We start from the raw sequence: 13,729 nt of genomic DNA, 5'->3' as shown, positions 1-13,729 counted from the left end.
GTACCCCCCACGCCATCGGCCGCGGGGCGAGGTATGCGCCAGCCGAGGCGGGATTCTGCCGGAAGGCGACCGGTCATGGCGACCGGTCATGGCGACCGGTCATGGCGACCGGTCATGGCGACCGGTCATGGCGACCGGTCACGGTGACCGGTCACGGTGACCGGGCTGGTGGCATCGGGCACGATGCCGGCCGGAGGAGCGTTGTCAGTACGGTGCGTTACCTTCGATCTCAGTTCGTCGAAGGAGCCGGACGTCGTCGAAAGGGCTGGAGGGGGAAGCTCATGGCAGGTCCGATCGATCTGGCGGAGTACGGCGAGGCGTTCACGGCCGACCCGCATGCGGTGTACGCGGAGTTGCGGGAGCTCGGTCCCGTGCACCGCGTGAGGCTGGGGCCACCGTCGTCCGGGGAGGGCCAGGAAGCCTGGCTCGTCGTCGGGTACGAGGAGGCGCGCGCCGCCTTTGCCGATCCGCGCCTGGCGAAGGACGTGAGCAAACTCGGATACAAGGGGCTCGATGTGGAGCACATCGGGCCGCACATGCTGATGTCGGACCCGCCCGAGCACGCCCGGCTGCGCCGGCTCGTGGCCCGCGAGTTCACTGCCCGCCGGGTCGAGGCGCTGCGGCCGCGGGTCCAGCAGATCACCGATGACCTGCTCGATCAGATGGTGCCGCTCGGTCACGCCGACCTCGTGGAGTCGCTGGCCTTCCCGCTTCCGATGACCGTCATCTGCGAGCTCCTCGGCGTGCCCGACATGGACCGTGCCGCGTTCCGCCGTCTGTCGAACGAGGTGGTGGCCCCCACCAGCGGCGACGCGGAGTACGCGGCGATCGTGGAGCTCGCCGCGTATCTCGACGATCTGATCGAGGACAAGCGCTGCACCGCGCCCGCTGACGACCTGCTGAGCGCGCTGATCCGCACGACCGCTGAGGACGGCGACCGGCTCTCCCGCGATGAGCTGCGCGCCATGGCGTATCTCCTGCTGATCGCGGGCCATGAGACGACGGTCAACCTGATCGCGAACGGCGTGCACGCCCTGCTCACCCATCCGGACCAACTCGCCGACCTGCGTGCCGACATGAGCCTCCTGGACGGCGCCGTCGAGGAGATGCTGCGCTACGAGGGGCCGGTCGAGAACGCGACGTTCCGGTTCGCGGCAGAACCCCTCGACATCGGCGGTACGTTCATCGCGCAGGGTGAAGCGGTCCTCGTCGGCATCGCCGCCGCTGACCGTGACGGGGACCGGTTCCCCGAGCCCGACCGGTTCGACATCCGCCGGGCCCCGCAGGGACACCTTGCCTTCGGCCACGGCATCCACTTCTGCCTGGGCGCCCCGCTCGCCCGTATCGAGGCCCGCGTTGCGCTGCGCTCCCTGCTGGACCGCTGCCCGGACCTGGCCCTGGATACGGACCGCGACGGCCCGCCCGGCCCCTGGATGCCGGGCATGCTCATACGGGGCATGCGCCGCGTACCGGTGCGCTGGTAGCGGCCGTACGACCGGCGCCGGGGGACGGCCTCATAGCCCGTAGCCCGCGATGACCGCTCAGATCCCGGCTCCCGGGATCTCCTCCAGATACACCAACCGCCGCTCACGCCGGGAGAGTTCGCACGCCTCCGCGATCCGCAGTGCATGCAGTGCCTCGCGGCCGTCGCAGGGGTTGGGGCGTTCGCCGAGCACCACGTCGACGAAGGCCGAGAGCTCGGCCTCGTACGCGAGTGCGAAGCGTTCCAGGAAGTTCGTCCACGGCTTGTTCGCGGCAGGCGGTCCCATGGGCTCCGTGGAGGCGATGGGCGTGCGGTCGTCGAGGCCGACGGCGATCTGGTCGAGCTCTCCGGCGAGCTCCATGCGTACGTCGTATCCGGCGCCGTTGCAGCGTGTGGCGGTCGCCGTGGCGAGCGTGCCGTCGTCCAGGGTGAGCACGGCGGCGGCCGTGTCCACGTCACCCCACTCGCGGAACACGGCTGGACCGGCGTCCGAGCCTGTCGCGTACACCTCGGTGACCTCGTGGCCCGTCACCCAGCGCAGCATGTCGAAGTCGTGGATGAGGCAGTCACGGTAGAGGCCGCCCGACAGCGGCACGTACTCGGGCGGAGGCGGGGCCGGATCGGAGGTCATGGCGCGGACCGTGTGCAGCCGACCGAGCCGCCCGCCGCGGACGGCTTCGCGCGCGGCCGTGTATCCGGCGTCGAAGCGCCGCTGGAAGCCCAGTTGGAGCACCGTCCCCGCGGCGTCGACCTCGGCCAGCGCGGCCAGCGTTCCGGCGAGATCCAGTGCGATGGGCTTCTCGCAGAACACCGGGAGCCCCGCGCGCGCGGCCCGGCCGATCAGCTCGGCGTGCGCCGAGGTTGCCGTGGTGATCACCACCGCGTCCACACCCCAGGTGAAGATCTCGTCGACGCCGGGTGCCGCCGTCGCGCCGAGCCGGTCCGCGAGTCCGGTCGCCCTCTGCCTGTCGGCGTCGGTGATGACCAGCGAGCCCACCTCGCGGTGCCGGCTGAGCGAGGCAGCGTGAAAGGTGCCGATGCGGCCGGCGCCGATGAGTCCGATGCGCATGACCCAAACGTGGCGTCCGGGTTCGGTACTGTCAATATTTGTCCTGATAAATGCGCGGTGTTCATCCCGAAAAGTGCACGCGTCTCGCCCACATTCCCTATGCCACGGCACGCCACAGCGGGCAACTCCATCACATCATTCACCTGAGTCACATACGTGTCGCGATCGCGTTCTTCTCAACCGCCGCACAGGCAGAGTTGCGACGCCATGTCGTGACGCCAGATCTCAACGCCATGCCGTGACGCCGGGTCGCGACACCTCACTCCGCGTCGAGCCCCAGCATCACCACGCCGTTACGGCGGCAGCACCGCCGACGAGCGCCACATCAGCGGGCCCTGGTGCGAGACCAGAAACTAGCGCCGCATCAGCGGGTCCTGGTGCGAGACCAGAAATTAGCGCCCGGCCAGTGCACGGTCGCATCGGCCACGGTAATCCGGGCAGCAGGGCGCGGCGCGAACTCTCCCTGAGAACCGGTCAGATGCTCAGGCATGGTGAGTGCAGCCCGTTACGGGCGGGCGTGCCGCGCTGGTTCGCCAGTGAAGCGCTGTACCGGTTTAGGATCAAGAGTGCCCACCCGGTCTAAACCGGTTTATTCCACTCGCCCCTCCATCTGCCCATCCCCCTGCCCCTGCCCCTGCCCCTGCCTCTGCCCGGCCCCGGCTCCTGGTGCACCGACGCTTCCGCGCACCGTGAGCGTCGGAGCCGCGTCCTCCACGTCTCCCAGGCTCCGCCCGCCCGCGGTCTCCCGCAACCGTCGCGCCGCCCGCGCCCCGTACGCCGCTATGTCCCTGCTCAGCGCGGTGAGCGACGGATGCACCAGCTCGCACAGCGCCGAGTCGTCCCAGGCCACCACCGACACGTCCGCGGGCACCCGCAGCCCGAGCGCCTGCGCCGCCGTCAGCCCGGAGACCGCCATCACGTCGTTGTCGTACACGATCGCGGTCGGAGGTTCGGGGTCCGCCAGCAGCGCACGGGTCGCCGCCGCGCCCTGCTCGCCGCTGTAGTCGGCTTCCACGATCCGGCTGGTGAGCCCCAACTGCCGTGCGCAGCCTTCGAAGGCGGCCGTACGGATCATGGTGTGCCGCAGCCGCGCGGGGCCGCCGACCCGCGCGATCCGCCGGTGTCCCAGCTCTGCGAGATGCTCCAGCACCGCACGGACGGCGGCCGCGTCGTCGCTCCACACGGCGGGCAGCCGGCCCGTGCCGACGGGCGCCCCGATGACGACCGCGGGCATCCCCAGCTCCTCGAGAACCGGCACGCGCGCGTCGTCCGCCTGCAGGTCCACCAGGAAGACGCCGTCCACGCGGCGCTGGGCCCACCACGACCGGTACAGGGCGATCTCGGAGGCCTGGTCCTCGGCCATGGTGAGGACCAGGGGAGTGGCGTCGCGGATCAGCTCGCCCTGGATGCCGGAGATCAGCTGCATGAAGAACGGCTCGATGCCGAGTGTCCGCGCGGGGCGGTCGATGACCAGCCCGAACGCGCCCGCCCTGCCGTCCGAGAGTGCTCTCGCCGCGCTGTTGGGCTGCCAGCCGAGCTCTTCGGCGATCGCGAGGATGCGGCGTCGCGTCGGCTCGGAGACGCCCGGCCGGTTGTTCAGCGCGAAGGAGACCGCGGCCTTGGTGACGCCTGCGCGGCGGGCGATGTCCGACATCGTGGGTCTTTTCACTTGCTGCCTCGCAATGCGGCGGGGGGCGTCGGCCACCCGGGACCTGGGGATTCGACAATATTCGACTGAACCGGTTCAGTGAGCGGCCATCGCAGGATTCCGCAATCACGCTCGAGCGCCCAACAGCGAAACGCTGCAACGGCATTGACACTTCATTTTGCACGCCTTTAATTTCACGGCACCGGTAGTGTGCGGACCGCTGCCGGTCCGTCAGCCGTGCCTCGCCCAGTGTCTCAAGGGGCCTGGGAGGTGCCTCCGCCGAGCGAAGGGCCGCCATGACCACCGCCAGGAACGGGTTCGCCACCGCCAGGAACAGGTTCGCCACCGCCAGAAGCCACCGCACCACGCGGAGGTTCGCCGGCGCCAGGTCCGGAATCACCGGAGTCCTGCTCGCCGCCGCGCTGCTGGCCGCGGGCTGCACAGGGAGCGGAGCCTCGTCGAAGGGCGAGGAGGCCAAGGCACCTGACGACCCGAAGAAGGTGTCCGGAACCATCAAGGTCCTCACCCACCGCACGGACCTGGTGCAGGACGGCACGATCAAGAAGTACGCCGCCGAGTTCAACAAGACCTACCCGAACGTCAAGGTCGAGTTCGAGGCCCTCACCGACTACGAGGGCGAGGTCAAGATCCGTATGAACACCGACAACTACGGCGACGTGCTGATGATCCCGGCCGTGATCAAGAAGAGCGACTATCCCAAGTTCTTCGCCTCGCTGGGCGGTCAGGCCGAGCGCAGCAAGAAGTACCGGTTCACGGACTTCACCACGGTCGGCGGCAAGGTGTACGGGCAGAGCCCGAACGGCGGTACCCCCGGGTTCGTCTACAACAAGGCGGTCTGGGAGGAGGCCGGGATCACGGACTGGCCCACCACGCCCGACGAGTTCATCGCCGACCTGAAGGCCATCAAGTCCGAGACGGACGCGATCCCGTACTACACCAACTTCAAGGACATGTGGCCGCTGACCCAGTGGACGTCCGCGAACGGATCGGCCAGCTGCGACGTCCAGGCCAACAACAAGCTCGCCGAGTCCGATCCCTGGGCCGACGGCAGCGATCTACGGGTGATCGACACGCTGTTGTACGACATCGTGCATGAGCGCCTCATCGAGAAGGATCCGACCACCACCAACTGGGAAGGCTCCAAGCCCAAATTGGCCAAGGGTGAGATCGCCACGATGTGGCTCGGTTCCTGGGCGATAGCGCAGATGCGGGCCGCAGCCGAGGAGGCCGGCACCGATCCGGACGACGTCGGCTTCATGCCCTTCCCAGCGCAGAAGGACGGCGCGTTCTGCCCGGTGATGTCCCCCGACTACAACCAGGCCGTCAGCATCCACTCCGAGCACAAGGAGGCGGCCCGCGCGTGGATCGACTGGTTCACCGACAAGTCCGGGTACGCCGATGACAATCTGGCTCTCTCTCCGGTCAAGGGCGCGCCGATGCCCGACGTGCTGAAGCCCTACGAGGACGCGGGCGTGAAGTTCATCGAGCTCGACCAGACGAACGCCGCCCAGGTCGCCGAGATCGACAACGCCTCGGAGGTCGGCATCTACAAGCCCGACTACCGCCAGGAACTCGTGGACCTCGCCCGAGGCGCCCGCAAGGGCAGCCTGGAGGACTACTTCGCGGACCTCTCCAAGCGCTGGACGGACGCCGCGAAGACGGCGGGCTCCTGAAGGGGACGCCCGCGATGACCGACACGGCATCCAAGGCCGCATCCAAGGCCTCCGTGGGGACGGACCGGCCGGGCAGGGCGGGGGCTCCGGTGGCCCTGCCCGGTCCCGCCCCGCGTTCCTGGCGGGCACGCCTGCTGCGGGGCGCCACGCCGTGGCTGTTCATGGCCGCGGCGCTGGCGCTGCTGGTGACGTTCACGTACGCCCCGGTCGCCAACATGATCGCGTACAGCTTCACCGACTGGGACGGCGTGAGTCCCGAACTGGCGTACACGGGTGTCGAGAACTATGGGGACATCTTCACGCGGCCCGAGCTTTTCCAGGTTTTCTTCGTCAGCCTCTACTACCTCGCGGCGTCGGTCGTGCAGATCGCCGCCGCGCTCTACTTCGCCACGATCCTCAGCTTCAACACCCGCTTCCGGAACTTCTTCAAGGGTGTGCTGTTCTTCCCGTACCTGATCAACGGGGTCGCGATCGGCTTCGTGTTCCTGTACTTCTTCCAGGACGGCGGAACGCTCGACTCGGTGCTCGCCCTCTTCGGCGTCGACACCGACCGCGCCTGGCTCGGCACCTCCACATCGGCCAACACCTCACTGGCCGGGGTCTCCGTCTGGCGCTTCATGGGCCTGAACTTCGTGCTGTTCCTCGGCGCGATCCAGTCCATCCCGAGTGAACTGTACGAGGCCTCCGAGCTCGACGGCGCGAACCGGTGGCAGCAGTTCCGGCACATCATCGCGCCCGGGATCCGGCCGATCATCACCCTGAGCGCCATCCTGGCCATCTCGGGCTCGCTGTCGGCCTTCGAGGTCCCGTACATCATGACCGGCGGCGCGACCGGCACCGAGACCTTCGTGATCCAGACCGTGAAGCTCGCCTTCCAGTTCAACAAGATGGGCCTGGCGTCCGCGGCGGCCGTCGTCCTGCTGCTGATCATCCTGGCGGTGACCTGGGTGCAGCGCCGTCTCGTCCCGGACGACAAGGTGGACCTCGTATGACGCCCCGTGCGGCCACGGCCGCCACACTGAAGTACGCCTCTCTGGTGTTGGCCGCGATCGTCGTACTGCTGCCGCTCGGCGTCGTCCTTCTGACCTCGCTCAAGTCCTCGCGGGAGATGGCGGACGGCAGCGGCGCGCTTTCGCTGCCGGAGGACTGGCTGAACCTGTCCAACTACGTGACGGCGTTCCAGGACGGCCAGATGCTGGCGGCGTTCGGGAACACCGCCTTCATCCTGGCGTTCGCGATCACTGGAACCGTCGTGATCGGCTCCATGACCGCATACGCGATCGACCGGTTCGACTTCCGCCTCAAGAAGCTCGTGGTGGCGCTGTTCCTGATCGCGACGCTGGTGCCCGGTGTGACCACCCAGGTGGCGACGTTCCAGATCGTCGACAGCTTCGGCCTCTTCGACAGCCGGTGGGCGCCCATCCTGCTCTACATGGGCACGGACATCGTGTCGATCTACATCTTCCTGCAGTTCATCAGGGGCATCCCGGTCTCGCTGGACGAGTCGGCGCGGCTGGACGGCGCGAACGCCTTCACCATCTACCGGAAGATCATCTTCCCGCTGCTCAAGCCGGCCATCGCGACCGTCGTGATCATCAAGGGCATCACGGTCTACAACGACTTCTACATCCCGTTCCTCTATATGCCGTCAGAGGAGCTGGGCACGATCTCCACCTCGCTCTTCCGTTTCAAGGGGCCCTTCGGAGCGCACTGGGAGACCATCTCGGCGGGCGCGGTGCTGGTGATCGTTCCCACACTGATCGCCTTCCTCTTCCTGCAGAGGTACATCTACAACGGCTTCACGAGAGGGGCGACTCGATGACGACGGTCGCCGTGAGCGGTGAGCGACGCCACACGCGCATCGTACGGTTGTCCGGACAACCGAACCTCCCAACTTCGCGTCATCATTTACCTGCGACTACGCTCGCTCCGTGCCCAAACCAGAAGTCGATGCCGCCGTGTCGCTCCAATTGAGCGTCGACCGCAACAGCCCGGTCCCGCTGTACTTCCAGCTGTCGCAGCAGCTGGAAGCGGCGATCGAGCACGGGGCGCTCACCCCGGGCAGCCTCCTCGGCAACGAGATCGAGCTCGCCGCGCGGCTCGGACTGTCCCGGCCGACCGTCCGCCAGGCCATCCAGTCGCTCGTCGACAAGGGCCTGCTCGTACGCCGCCGCGGCGTCGGCACCCAGGTCGTGCACAGCCAGGTCAAGCGGCCGCTGGAGCTCAGCAGCCTCTACGACGACCTCGAGTCGGCCGGTCAGCGCCCGGCCACCCGCGTCCTGGGCAACACCCTCGAGCCCGCGTCCGCCGAGGTCGCCGCCGCACTCCGGGTCGCGGAGGGCAGTGACGTGCACCGCGTGGAGCGGCTGCGCCTGGCTCACGGCGAGCCCATGGCCTATCTGTGCAACTGGCTGCCCCGCGGCCTGCTCGCCCTGGACACCGCTCAGCTGGAGGCCACCGGCCTCTACCGGCTGATGCGCGCCGCCGGCATCACGCTGCACAGCGCCCGCCAGACCATCGGCGCACGCTCCGCCACCGCCGAGGAGGCCGAGCGGCTCGCCGAGCCCGAGAACGCCCCGCTGCTCACGATGCAGCGCACCACCTTCGACGACACGGGCCGCGCCGTCGAGTTCGGCTCGCACACCTATCGGGCCTCGCGCTACTCCTTCGAGTTCCAGCTGCTCGTACGGTCCTGATCTCTGCTGCTCAGACACCTCCCATGCCCCGCGGAACCGCCCGGACGTGACCTTGTGCACAACCCCCAGTGTCCGGATACCGAATTTTTGTACTCGATAATGGTGCGTTTGGGGCCGGAGGAAATCCGGGCCTGACCATCGAGCAGAGTTCAGGAAGGACGCGGCGTCGTGGCAAGGGTTCGGACAGGGGTACGTGCGATGGGCGCCGTGCTGGTAGCGGCGCTCGGGTTGTCCCTTGCGGGATGCAGCAGCACCGGCGGCAAGCGCGCGGAGGACGCCCGCAAGGCCGCGGCCGCCGAGGGGAAGGCCGCGGTGAACTCCCCCCGCTGGACCATCGCGATGGTCACCCACTCCGGCGACGGCGACACCTTCTGGGACATCGTCCAGAACGGCGCCAAGCAGGCCGCCGTCAAGGACAACATCAACTTCCTGTACTCGCACAGCGACGAAGCCCAGCAGCAGGCGCAGCTCGTGGACGCGGCCGTCGACAAGAAGGTCGACGGCATCATCGTGACGCTGGCCAAGCCCGACGCCATGAAGGCCGCCGTGGCCCGCGCCGTCAAAGCCGGGATACCGGTGGTGACCGTCAACTCCGGCTCCGCCGAGTCCAAGGAGTTCGGCGCGCTCACCCACATCGGCCAGGACGAGACCGTCGCCGGCGAGGCCGTCGGCGACGAGCTGAACGAGCGCGGCAAGAAGAAGGCGCTCTGCGTCCTGCACGAGCAGGGCAACGTCGGCCACGAGCAGCGCTGCGCGGGCGCCGAGGACACGTTCGACGGCGAGATGCAGAACCTCTACGTCGACGGCACGAGCATGCCCGACGTCCAGTCGTCCATCGAGGCCAAGCTCCAGGCCGACCCCTCCATCGACTCCGTCGTCACGCTCGGCGCGCCTTACGCGGACGCCGCCGTCAAGGCCAAGGAGACCGCGGGCAGCAAGGCCGAGGTCGACACCTTCGACCTCAACGCCAAGGTCGCCTCGGCGCTGAAGGCCGGCACGCTCGGCTTCGCCGTCGACCAGCAGCCGTACCTCCAGGGCTACCAGGCCGTCGACCTGCTGTGGCTGTACAAGTACAACTCCGACGTGCTCGGCGGCGGCAAGCCGGTGCTCACCGGGCCGCAGATCATCACGAAGGACCAGGCCGCCGCGCTCGCCGAGTACACGGAGCGGGGGACCCGATGAGCCTCACCGCCCCCGCCCGGGAACCCGGCACGACGTCCGGCCCGGCACCGGACGCGCCCGCCCCGGACGAACGGCTCCTCAAGACCTCGCCGCTGCGCAGGCTGCTCGGCCGCCCCGAACTCGGCTCGGTCGTCGGCGCCCTCGCGGTCTTCCTCTTCTTCGCCGTCATCGCGGACAGCTTCCTGCGCGCCTCCAGCCTCAGCACCGTCCTGTACGCGGCGTCGACGATCGGCATCATGGCCGTACCGGTCGCGCTGCTCATGATCGGCGGCGAGTTCGACCTGTCCGCGGGCGTCATGGTGACCAGCTCGGCGCTGATCTCCTCGATGGTCAGCTACCAGATGACCGCGAACGTCTGGGTCGGCGTCGGCGTCTCGCTGCTGGTGACGCTCGCCTTCGGGCTCTTCAACGGCGTACTGCTGACCCGCACCAAGCTGCCGAGCTTCATCATCACGCTCGGTACCTTCCTGATGCTGACCGGTATGAACCTCGGCTTCACCAAGCTGATCAGCGGCACGGTCTCCACGAAGTCGATCTCGGACATGGAGGGATTCGCCTCGGCCCGTGCCCTGTTCGCCTCGCAGCTCACCCTCGGCGGCGTCACCGTCAAGGTGACCATCCTGTGGTGGCTCGCGCTGGTCGCCGTCGCCACCTGGATCCTGCTGCGCACGCGCGCGGGCAACTGGATCTTCGCCGTCGGCGGCAACGAGGACGCGGCCCGCGCGGTCGGCGTCCCGGTCAGCAAGACCAAGATCGGCCTCTACATGGGCGTGGCCTTCGCCGCCTGGGTCTCCGGCCAGCACCTCCTGCTGTCGTACGACGTCGTGCAGTCCGGCGAGGGCGTCGGCAACGAGCTGATCTACATCATCGCGGCCGTCATCGGCGGCTGTCTGATCACCGGCGGATACGGTTCCGCGGTGGGGTCCGCGGTCGGCGCCCTGATCTTCGGCATGACGAGCAAGGGCATCGTCTTCGCCGAATGGAACCCGGACTGGTTCAAGTTCTTCCTCGGAGCGATGCTGCTCCTCGCGACCCTGCTCAACGCCTGGGTCCGCAAGCGCGCGGAGGCCACCTCATGACGACCGCAACGACGACCGCCACGACGACAGCGGACGCGGCACGTACCACGCTCGTCGAGCTCGACGACGTCAGCAAGTACTACGGCACGGTCCGCGCCCTGGAAGGCGTGTCGCTGGAGGTCCACGCCGGCGAGATCACCTGCGTCCTGGGCGACAACGGCGCCGGCAAGTCGACCCTCATCAAGATCATCGCCGGCCTGCACCAGCACGATGCGGGCACCTTCCGCATCGACGGCGATGAGGTCCGGCTCGGCAACCCGCGTGAAGCCCTGGACCGCGGCATCGCCACGGTCTACCAGGACCTGGCCGTCGTGCCGCTGATGCCGGTGTGGCGGAACTTCTTCCTGGGCTCCGAGCCGAGGAAGGGAACCGGTCCCTTCAAGCGCCTCGACACCGCGTACATGCGCGAGACCACCCGCTCCGCACTGCTGCGCATGGGCATCGACCTGCGCGACGTCGACCAGCCCATCGGCACCCTGTCGGGCGGCGAGCGGCAGTGCGTGGCGATCGCCCGCGCCGTCCACTTCGGGGCCAAGGTCCTCGTCCTCGACGAGCCGACGGCGGCCCTGGGCGTCAAACAGTCCGGCGTGGTCCTGAAGTACGTGGCCGCCGCCAGGGACGCGGGGCTCGGTGTCGTCCTCATCACACACAACCCGCACCACGCCTACCTCGTGGGCGACCGTTTCGTCCTTCTGAAGCGCGGCGCCATGTCGGGCGGTTACCTCAAGAACGGCATCACGCTCGACGAGCTCACGCGGCAGATGGCGGGTGGTTCGGAGCTGGAGGTGCTCCGTCATGAACTGGAGCGGGCGCCGATGGCAGCCGGTGCGAATGGGTACCCGTCGGAAGCGGAACCGAATCAGGTGAAATGACCGAAATGCTCTTGAATGGAACGGCCTTTGTCCGCCCGGGCGTCGGGCGTCGTCATGCAGGCCAGTGCGGCCGTGAGGCAGAATCGGCGCGATGAGCACCTACCGCGACCTCGCACTGCCCCGGGCTCTCGGCTCTGCTCGCGCAGGGGGCGCCCCCATAGGCTCCCGCCGGGCCACGGTCCTGCGGACCGTCGGCACGCGTGAGCGCCGTAACCACCTCACGGCGCCCCGCGTACCCACCGTCGGCATCGACATCGGCGGTACCAAGGTGATGGCGGGCGTCGTCGACGCGGACGGCAACATCCTGGAGAAGGTCCGCACGGAGACCCCGGACAAGTCCAAGAGCCCCAGGGTCGTCGAGGACACCATCGTCGAGCTGGTCCTGGACCTGTCCGACCGGCACGACGTGCACGCCGTCGGCATCGGCGCGGCAGGCTGGGTCGACGCCGACCGCGCCCGCGTCCTGTTCGCACCCCATCTGTCGTGGCGCAACGAGCCCCTCCGGGACCGCCTCTCCGAGCGGCTCTCCGTTCCCGTACTCGTCGACAACGACGCGAACACCGCCGCCTGGGCCGAGTGGCGCTTCGGCGCCGGACGCGGCGAGGACCACCTCGTCATGATCACGCTCGGTACGGGCATCGGCGGCGCGATCCTCGAGGACGGGAAGGTCAAGCGCGGCAAGTACGGCGTCGCGGGTGAGTTCGGCCATATGCAGGTCGTGCCCGGCGGCCACCGCTGCCCGTGCGGCAACCGCGGCTGCTGGGAGCAGTACAGCTCGGGCAACGCGCTCGTCCGCGAGGCCCGTGAGCTGGCCGCCGCCGACTCGCCCGTGGCGTTCAACATCATCGAGCACGTCAAGGGCAACATCCCCGACATCACGGGACCGCTCATCACCGAGCTGGCCCGCGAGGGCGACGCCATGTGCGTCGAGCTCCTCCAGGACATCGGCCAGTGGCTCGGCGTCGGCATCGCCAACCTCGCCGCCGCCCTCGACCCGTCCTGCTTCGTCATCGGCGGCGGCGTCAGCGCGGCCGACGACCTGCTGATCGGCCCGGCCCGCGACGCGTTCCGGCGGACCTTGACGGGCCGGGGCTACCGCCCCGAGGCCCGCATCGTGCGCGCCCAGCTCGGCCCCGAGGCCGGCATGGTCGGCGCCGCCGACCTGGCCCGCCTGGTCGCCCGCCGGTTCCGGCGCGCGAAGCGGCGGCGCGTGGAGCGCTACGAACGCTACGAGCGGTACGCGCAGGCTCGGGGCAGTGCGGGCACGGGCACGGCGGAGGGTCCGAAGTGACGCGTGCCGTTCCGACCGCCGCCCGCACCAGCCACGGCGGAACAGTTTCCATCGCCGCCCGCACCACCCAGGGAATCCAGTGACGCCCTTCGTGCCCCACCAGTCGCCGCCGCCGGACGAGGCCGGTGTACCGGGACGCCCCGAGCGCCGCCGGCGTGTGATCCGCCGCCGGTTTCTGACGGCGGTCATCATCGTGCTGCTCATCGGCATCCCCGCCGGCTACCTCGTGATCTCGGCCAACCAGAGCCGTGACAGCGGCAAGGACAAGGAGAGGAAGTACTCCGCGACCGGCCTCACGGCGGGCTGGCCCTCCAAGGTCCAGCGCCGCCTCTACGACGTGCCGATACCGCGATACTCCGACGACGTCGCCCACTACGAGACGAACAACTGGAAGACCAGCCGTCTCTACGTCCAGTTCCTCACGAGCAACGAAGGCCTGGACAAGTTCCTCGACAAGATCGGTACCAACGGCGACACCCTCGCGGACCAGGACATCGCCATTCGCCCACGGGACCGCAGGATCGTCGGCTGGGACTTCTCCGAATCGGGTTCATGGTCCGGGCTCACCCATGAGCAGAAGGACCCGAAGCCCAGCCTGGACGTCGTGGTCGACCGGTCGGACCCGGACCACCCCATGGTCTACGTGGTCTCCACGGCGACGCCCTGAGGTCTTCTCCGGTCACACGCAGAGGTCTTCTCTGGCCACACGCAACTT

General features: G+C 68.7%; 12 protein-coding genes. 10 read left to right on the top strand and 2 right to left on the bottom strand.

What is annotated here, in order from left to right; genetic code table 11:
- Nucleotides 1–281: 281 nt before the first annotated feature.
- On the top strand, nt 282–1,484 hold the full coding sequence (locus tag H1D24_RS36240) for a cytochrome P450 family protein (RefSeq protein ID WP_181661977.1): 1,203 nt from the start codon (nt 282–284) through the stop codon (nt 1,482–1,484).
- 57 nt (nt 1,485–1,541) lie between these two features.
- On the opposite strand, the gene H1D24_RS36235 is transcribed toward H1D24_RS36240, so the two are convergent.
- Nucleotides 1,542–2,552, bottom strand: coding sequence for a Gfo/Idh/MocA family protein (locus H1D24_RS36235; protein WP_181661976.1), 1,011 nt, complete (start codon nt 2,550–2,552; stop codon nt 1,542–1,544).
- 589 nt (nt 2,553–3,141) lie between these two features.
- A complete protein-coding gene (locus tag H1D24_RS36230; protein WP_181661975.1) occupies nt 3,142–4,206 on the bottom strand; it encodes a LacI family DNA-binding transcriptional regulator in 1,065 nt (354 codons plus the stop codon).
- A gap of 290 nt (nt 4,207–4,496) precedes the next feature.
- Here H1D24_RS36230 and H1D24_RS36225 point away from each other — a divergent pair, with 290 nt between their 5' ends.
- The 9 genes from H1D24_RS36225 (at nt 4,497) to H1D24_RS36185 (ending at nt 13,681) form a co-directional block, all read left to right on the top strand.
- Entirely contained in the window at nt 4,497–5,894 is a 1,398-nt protein-coding gene (locus H1D24_RS36225; protein WP_181661974.1) for an ABC transporter substrate-binding protein, read from the top strand.
- A 14-nt stretch (nt 5,895–5,908) separates the two neighbouring features.
- Nucleotides 5,909–6,886, top strand: coding sequence for a carbohydrate ABC transporter permease (locus H1D24_RS36220; RefSeq protein ID WP_181661973.1), 978 nt, complete (start codon nt 5,909–5,911; stop codon nt 6,884–6,886).
- The gene (locus H1D24_RS36215; RefSeq protein ID WP_181661972.1) at nt 6,883–7,716 is read left to right on the top strand and encodes a carbohydrate ABC transporter permease; all 834 of its coding nucleotides are present in this window, start codon (nt 6,883–6,885) and stop codon (nt 7,714–7,716) included. The genes H1D24_RS36220 and H1D24_RS36215 overlap by 4 nt, the downstream gene beginning before the upstream one ends.
- A gap of 136 nt (nt 7,717–7,852) precedes the next feature.
- Nucleotides 7,853–8,590, top strand: coding sequence for a GntR family transcriptional regulator (locus H1D24_RS36210; protein WP_181662014.1), 738 nt, complete (start codon nt 7,853–7,855; stop codon nt 8,588–8,590).
- A 168-nt stretch (nt 8,591–8,758) separates the two neighbouring features.
- Complete coding sequence (locus H1D24_RS36205) at nt 8,759–9,772, top strand: sugar ABC transporter substrate-binding protein (RefSeq protein ID WP_374064474.1); 1,014 nt, start codon at nt 8,759–8,761, stop codon at nt 9,770–9,772.
- The gene (locus H1D24_RS36200) at nt 9,769–10,851 is read left to right on the top strand and encodes an ABC transporter permease (RefSeq protein WP_258564599.1); all 1,083 of its coding nucleotides are present in this window, start codon (nt 9,769–9,771) and stop codon (nt 10,849–10,851) included. The genes H1D24_RS36205 and H1D24_RS36200 overlap by 4 nt, the downstream gene beginning before the upstream one ends.
- Nucleotides 10,848–11,723: an ATP-binding cassette domain-containing protein gene (locus H1D24_RS36195; RefSeq protein ID WP_181661970.1), complete on the top strand. Its 876-nt coding sequence runs from the start codon at nt 10,848–10,850 to the stop codon at nt 11,721–11,723. Before H1D24_RS36200 ends, H1D24_RS36195 begins: the two co-directional genes overlap by 4 nt.
- 91 nt (nt 11,724–11,814) lie before the next feature.
- The gene (locus tag H1D24_RS36190) at nt 11,815–13,014 is read left to right on the top strand and encodes an ROK family glucokinase (RefSeq protein ID WP_181661969.1); all 1,200 of its coding nucleotides are present in this window, start codon (nt 11,815–11,817) and stop codon (nt 13,012–13,014) included.
- Between the two features lie 79 nt (nt 13,015–13,093).
- The gene (locus H1D24_RS36185; RefSeq protein ID WP_181661968.1) at nt 13,094–13,681 is read left to right on the top strand and encodes a sugar kinase; all 588 of its coding nucleotides are present in this window, start codon (nt 13,094–13,096) and stop codon (nt 13,679–13,681) included.
- Nucleotides 13,682–13,729: the final 48 nt, after the last annotated feature.

It is taken from the genome of Streptomyces himalayensis subsp. himalayensis, assembly GCF_013778455.1.
GTDB lineage: Bacteria > Actinomycetota > Actinomycetes > Streptomycetales > Streptomycetaceae > Streptomyces > Streptomyces himalayensis.
This window is presented reverse-complemented; position numbering and strand designations above follow the sequence as displayed.

Coding starts and splice junctions, on each gene's coding strand:
- H1D24_RS36240 (WP_181661977.1), top strand. CDS start 282: ATGGCAGGTCCGATCGATCTGGCGGAGTACGGCGAGGCGTTCACGGCC.
- H1D24_RS36195 (WP_181661970.1), top strand. CDS start 10,848: ATGACGACCGCAACGACGACCGCCACGACGACAGCGGACGCGGCACGT.
- H1D24_RS36200 (WP_258564599.1), top strand. CDS start 9,769: ATGAGCCTCACCGCCCCCGCCCGGGAACCCGGCACGACGTCCGGCCCG.
- H1D24_RS36190 (WP_181661969.1), top strand. CDS start 11,815: ATGAGCACCTACCGCGACCTCGCACTGCCCCGGGCTCTCGGCTCTGCT.
- H1D24_RS36215 (WP_181661972.1), top strand. CDS start 6,883: ATGACGCCCCGTGCGGCCACGGCCGCCACACTGAAGTACGCCTCTCTG.
- H1D24_RS36225 (WP_181661974.1), top strand. CDS start 4,497: ATGACCACCGCCAGGAACGGGTTCGCCACCGCCAGGAACAGGTTCGCC.
- H1D24_RS36230 (WP_181661975.1), bottom strand. CDS start 4,206: ATGTCGGACATCGCCCGCCGCGCAGGCGTCACCAAGGCCGCGGTCTCC.
- H1D24_RS36220 (WP_181661973.1), top strand. CDS start 5,909: ATGACCGACACGGCATCCAAGGCCGCATCCAAGGCCTCCGTGGGGACG.
- H1D24_RS36235 (WP_181661976.1), bottom strand. CDS start 2,552: ATGCGCATCGGACTCATCGGCGCCGGCCGCATCGGCACCTTTCACGCT.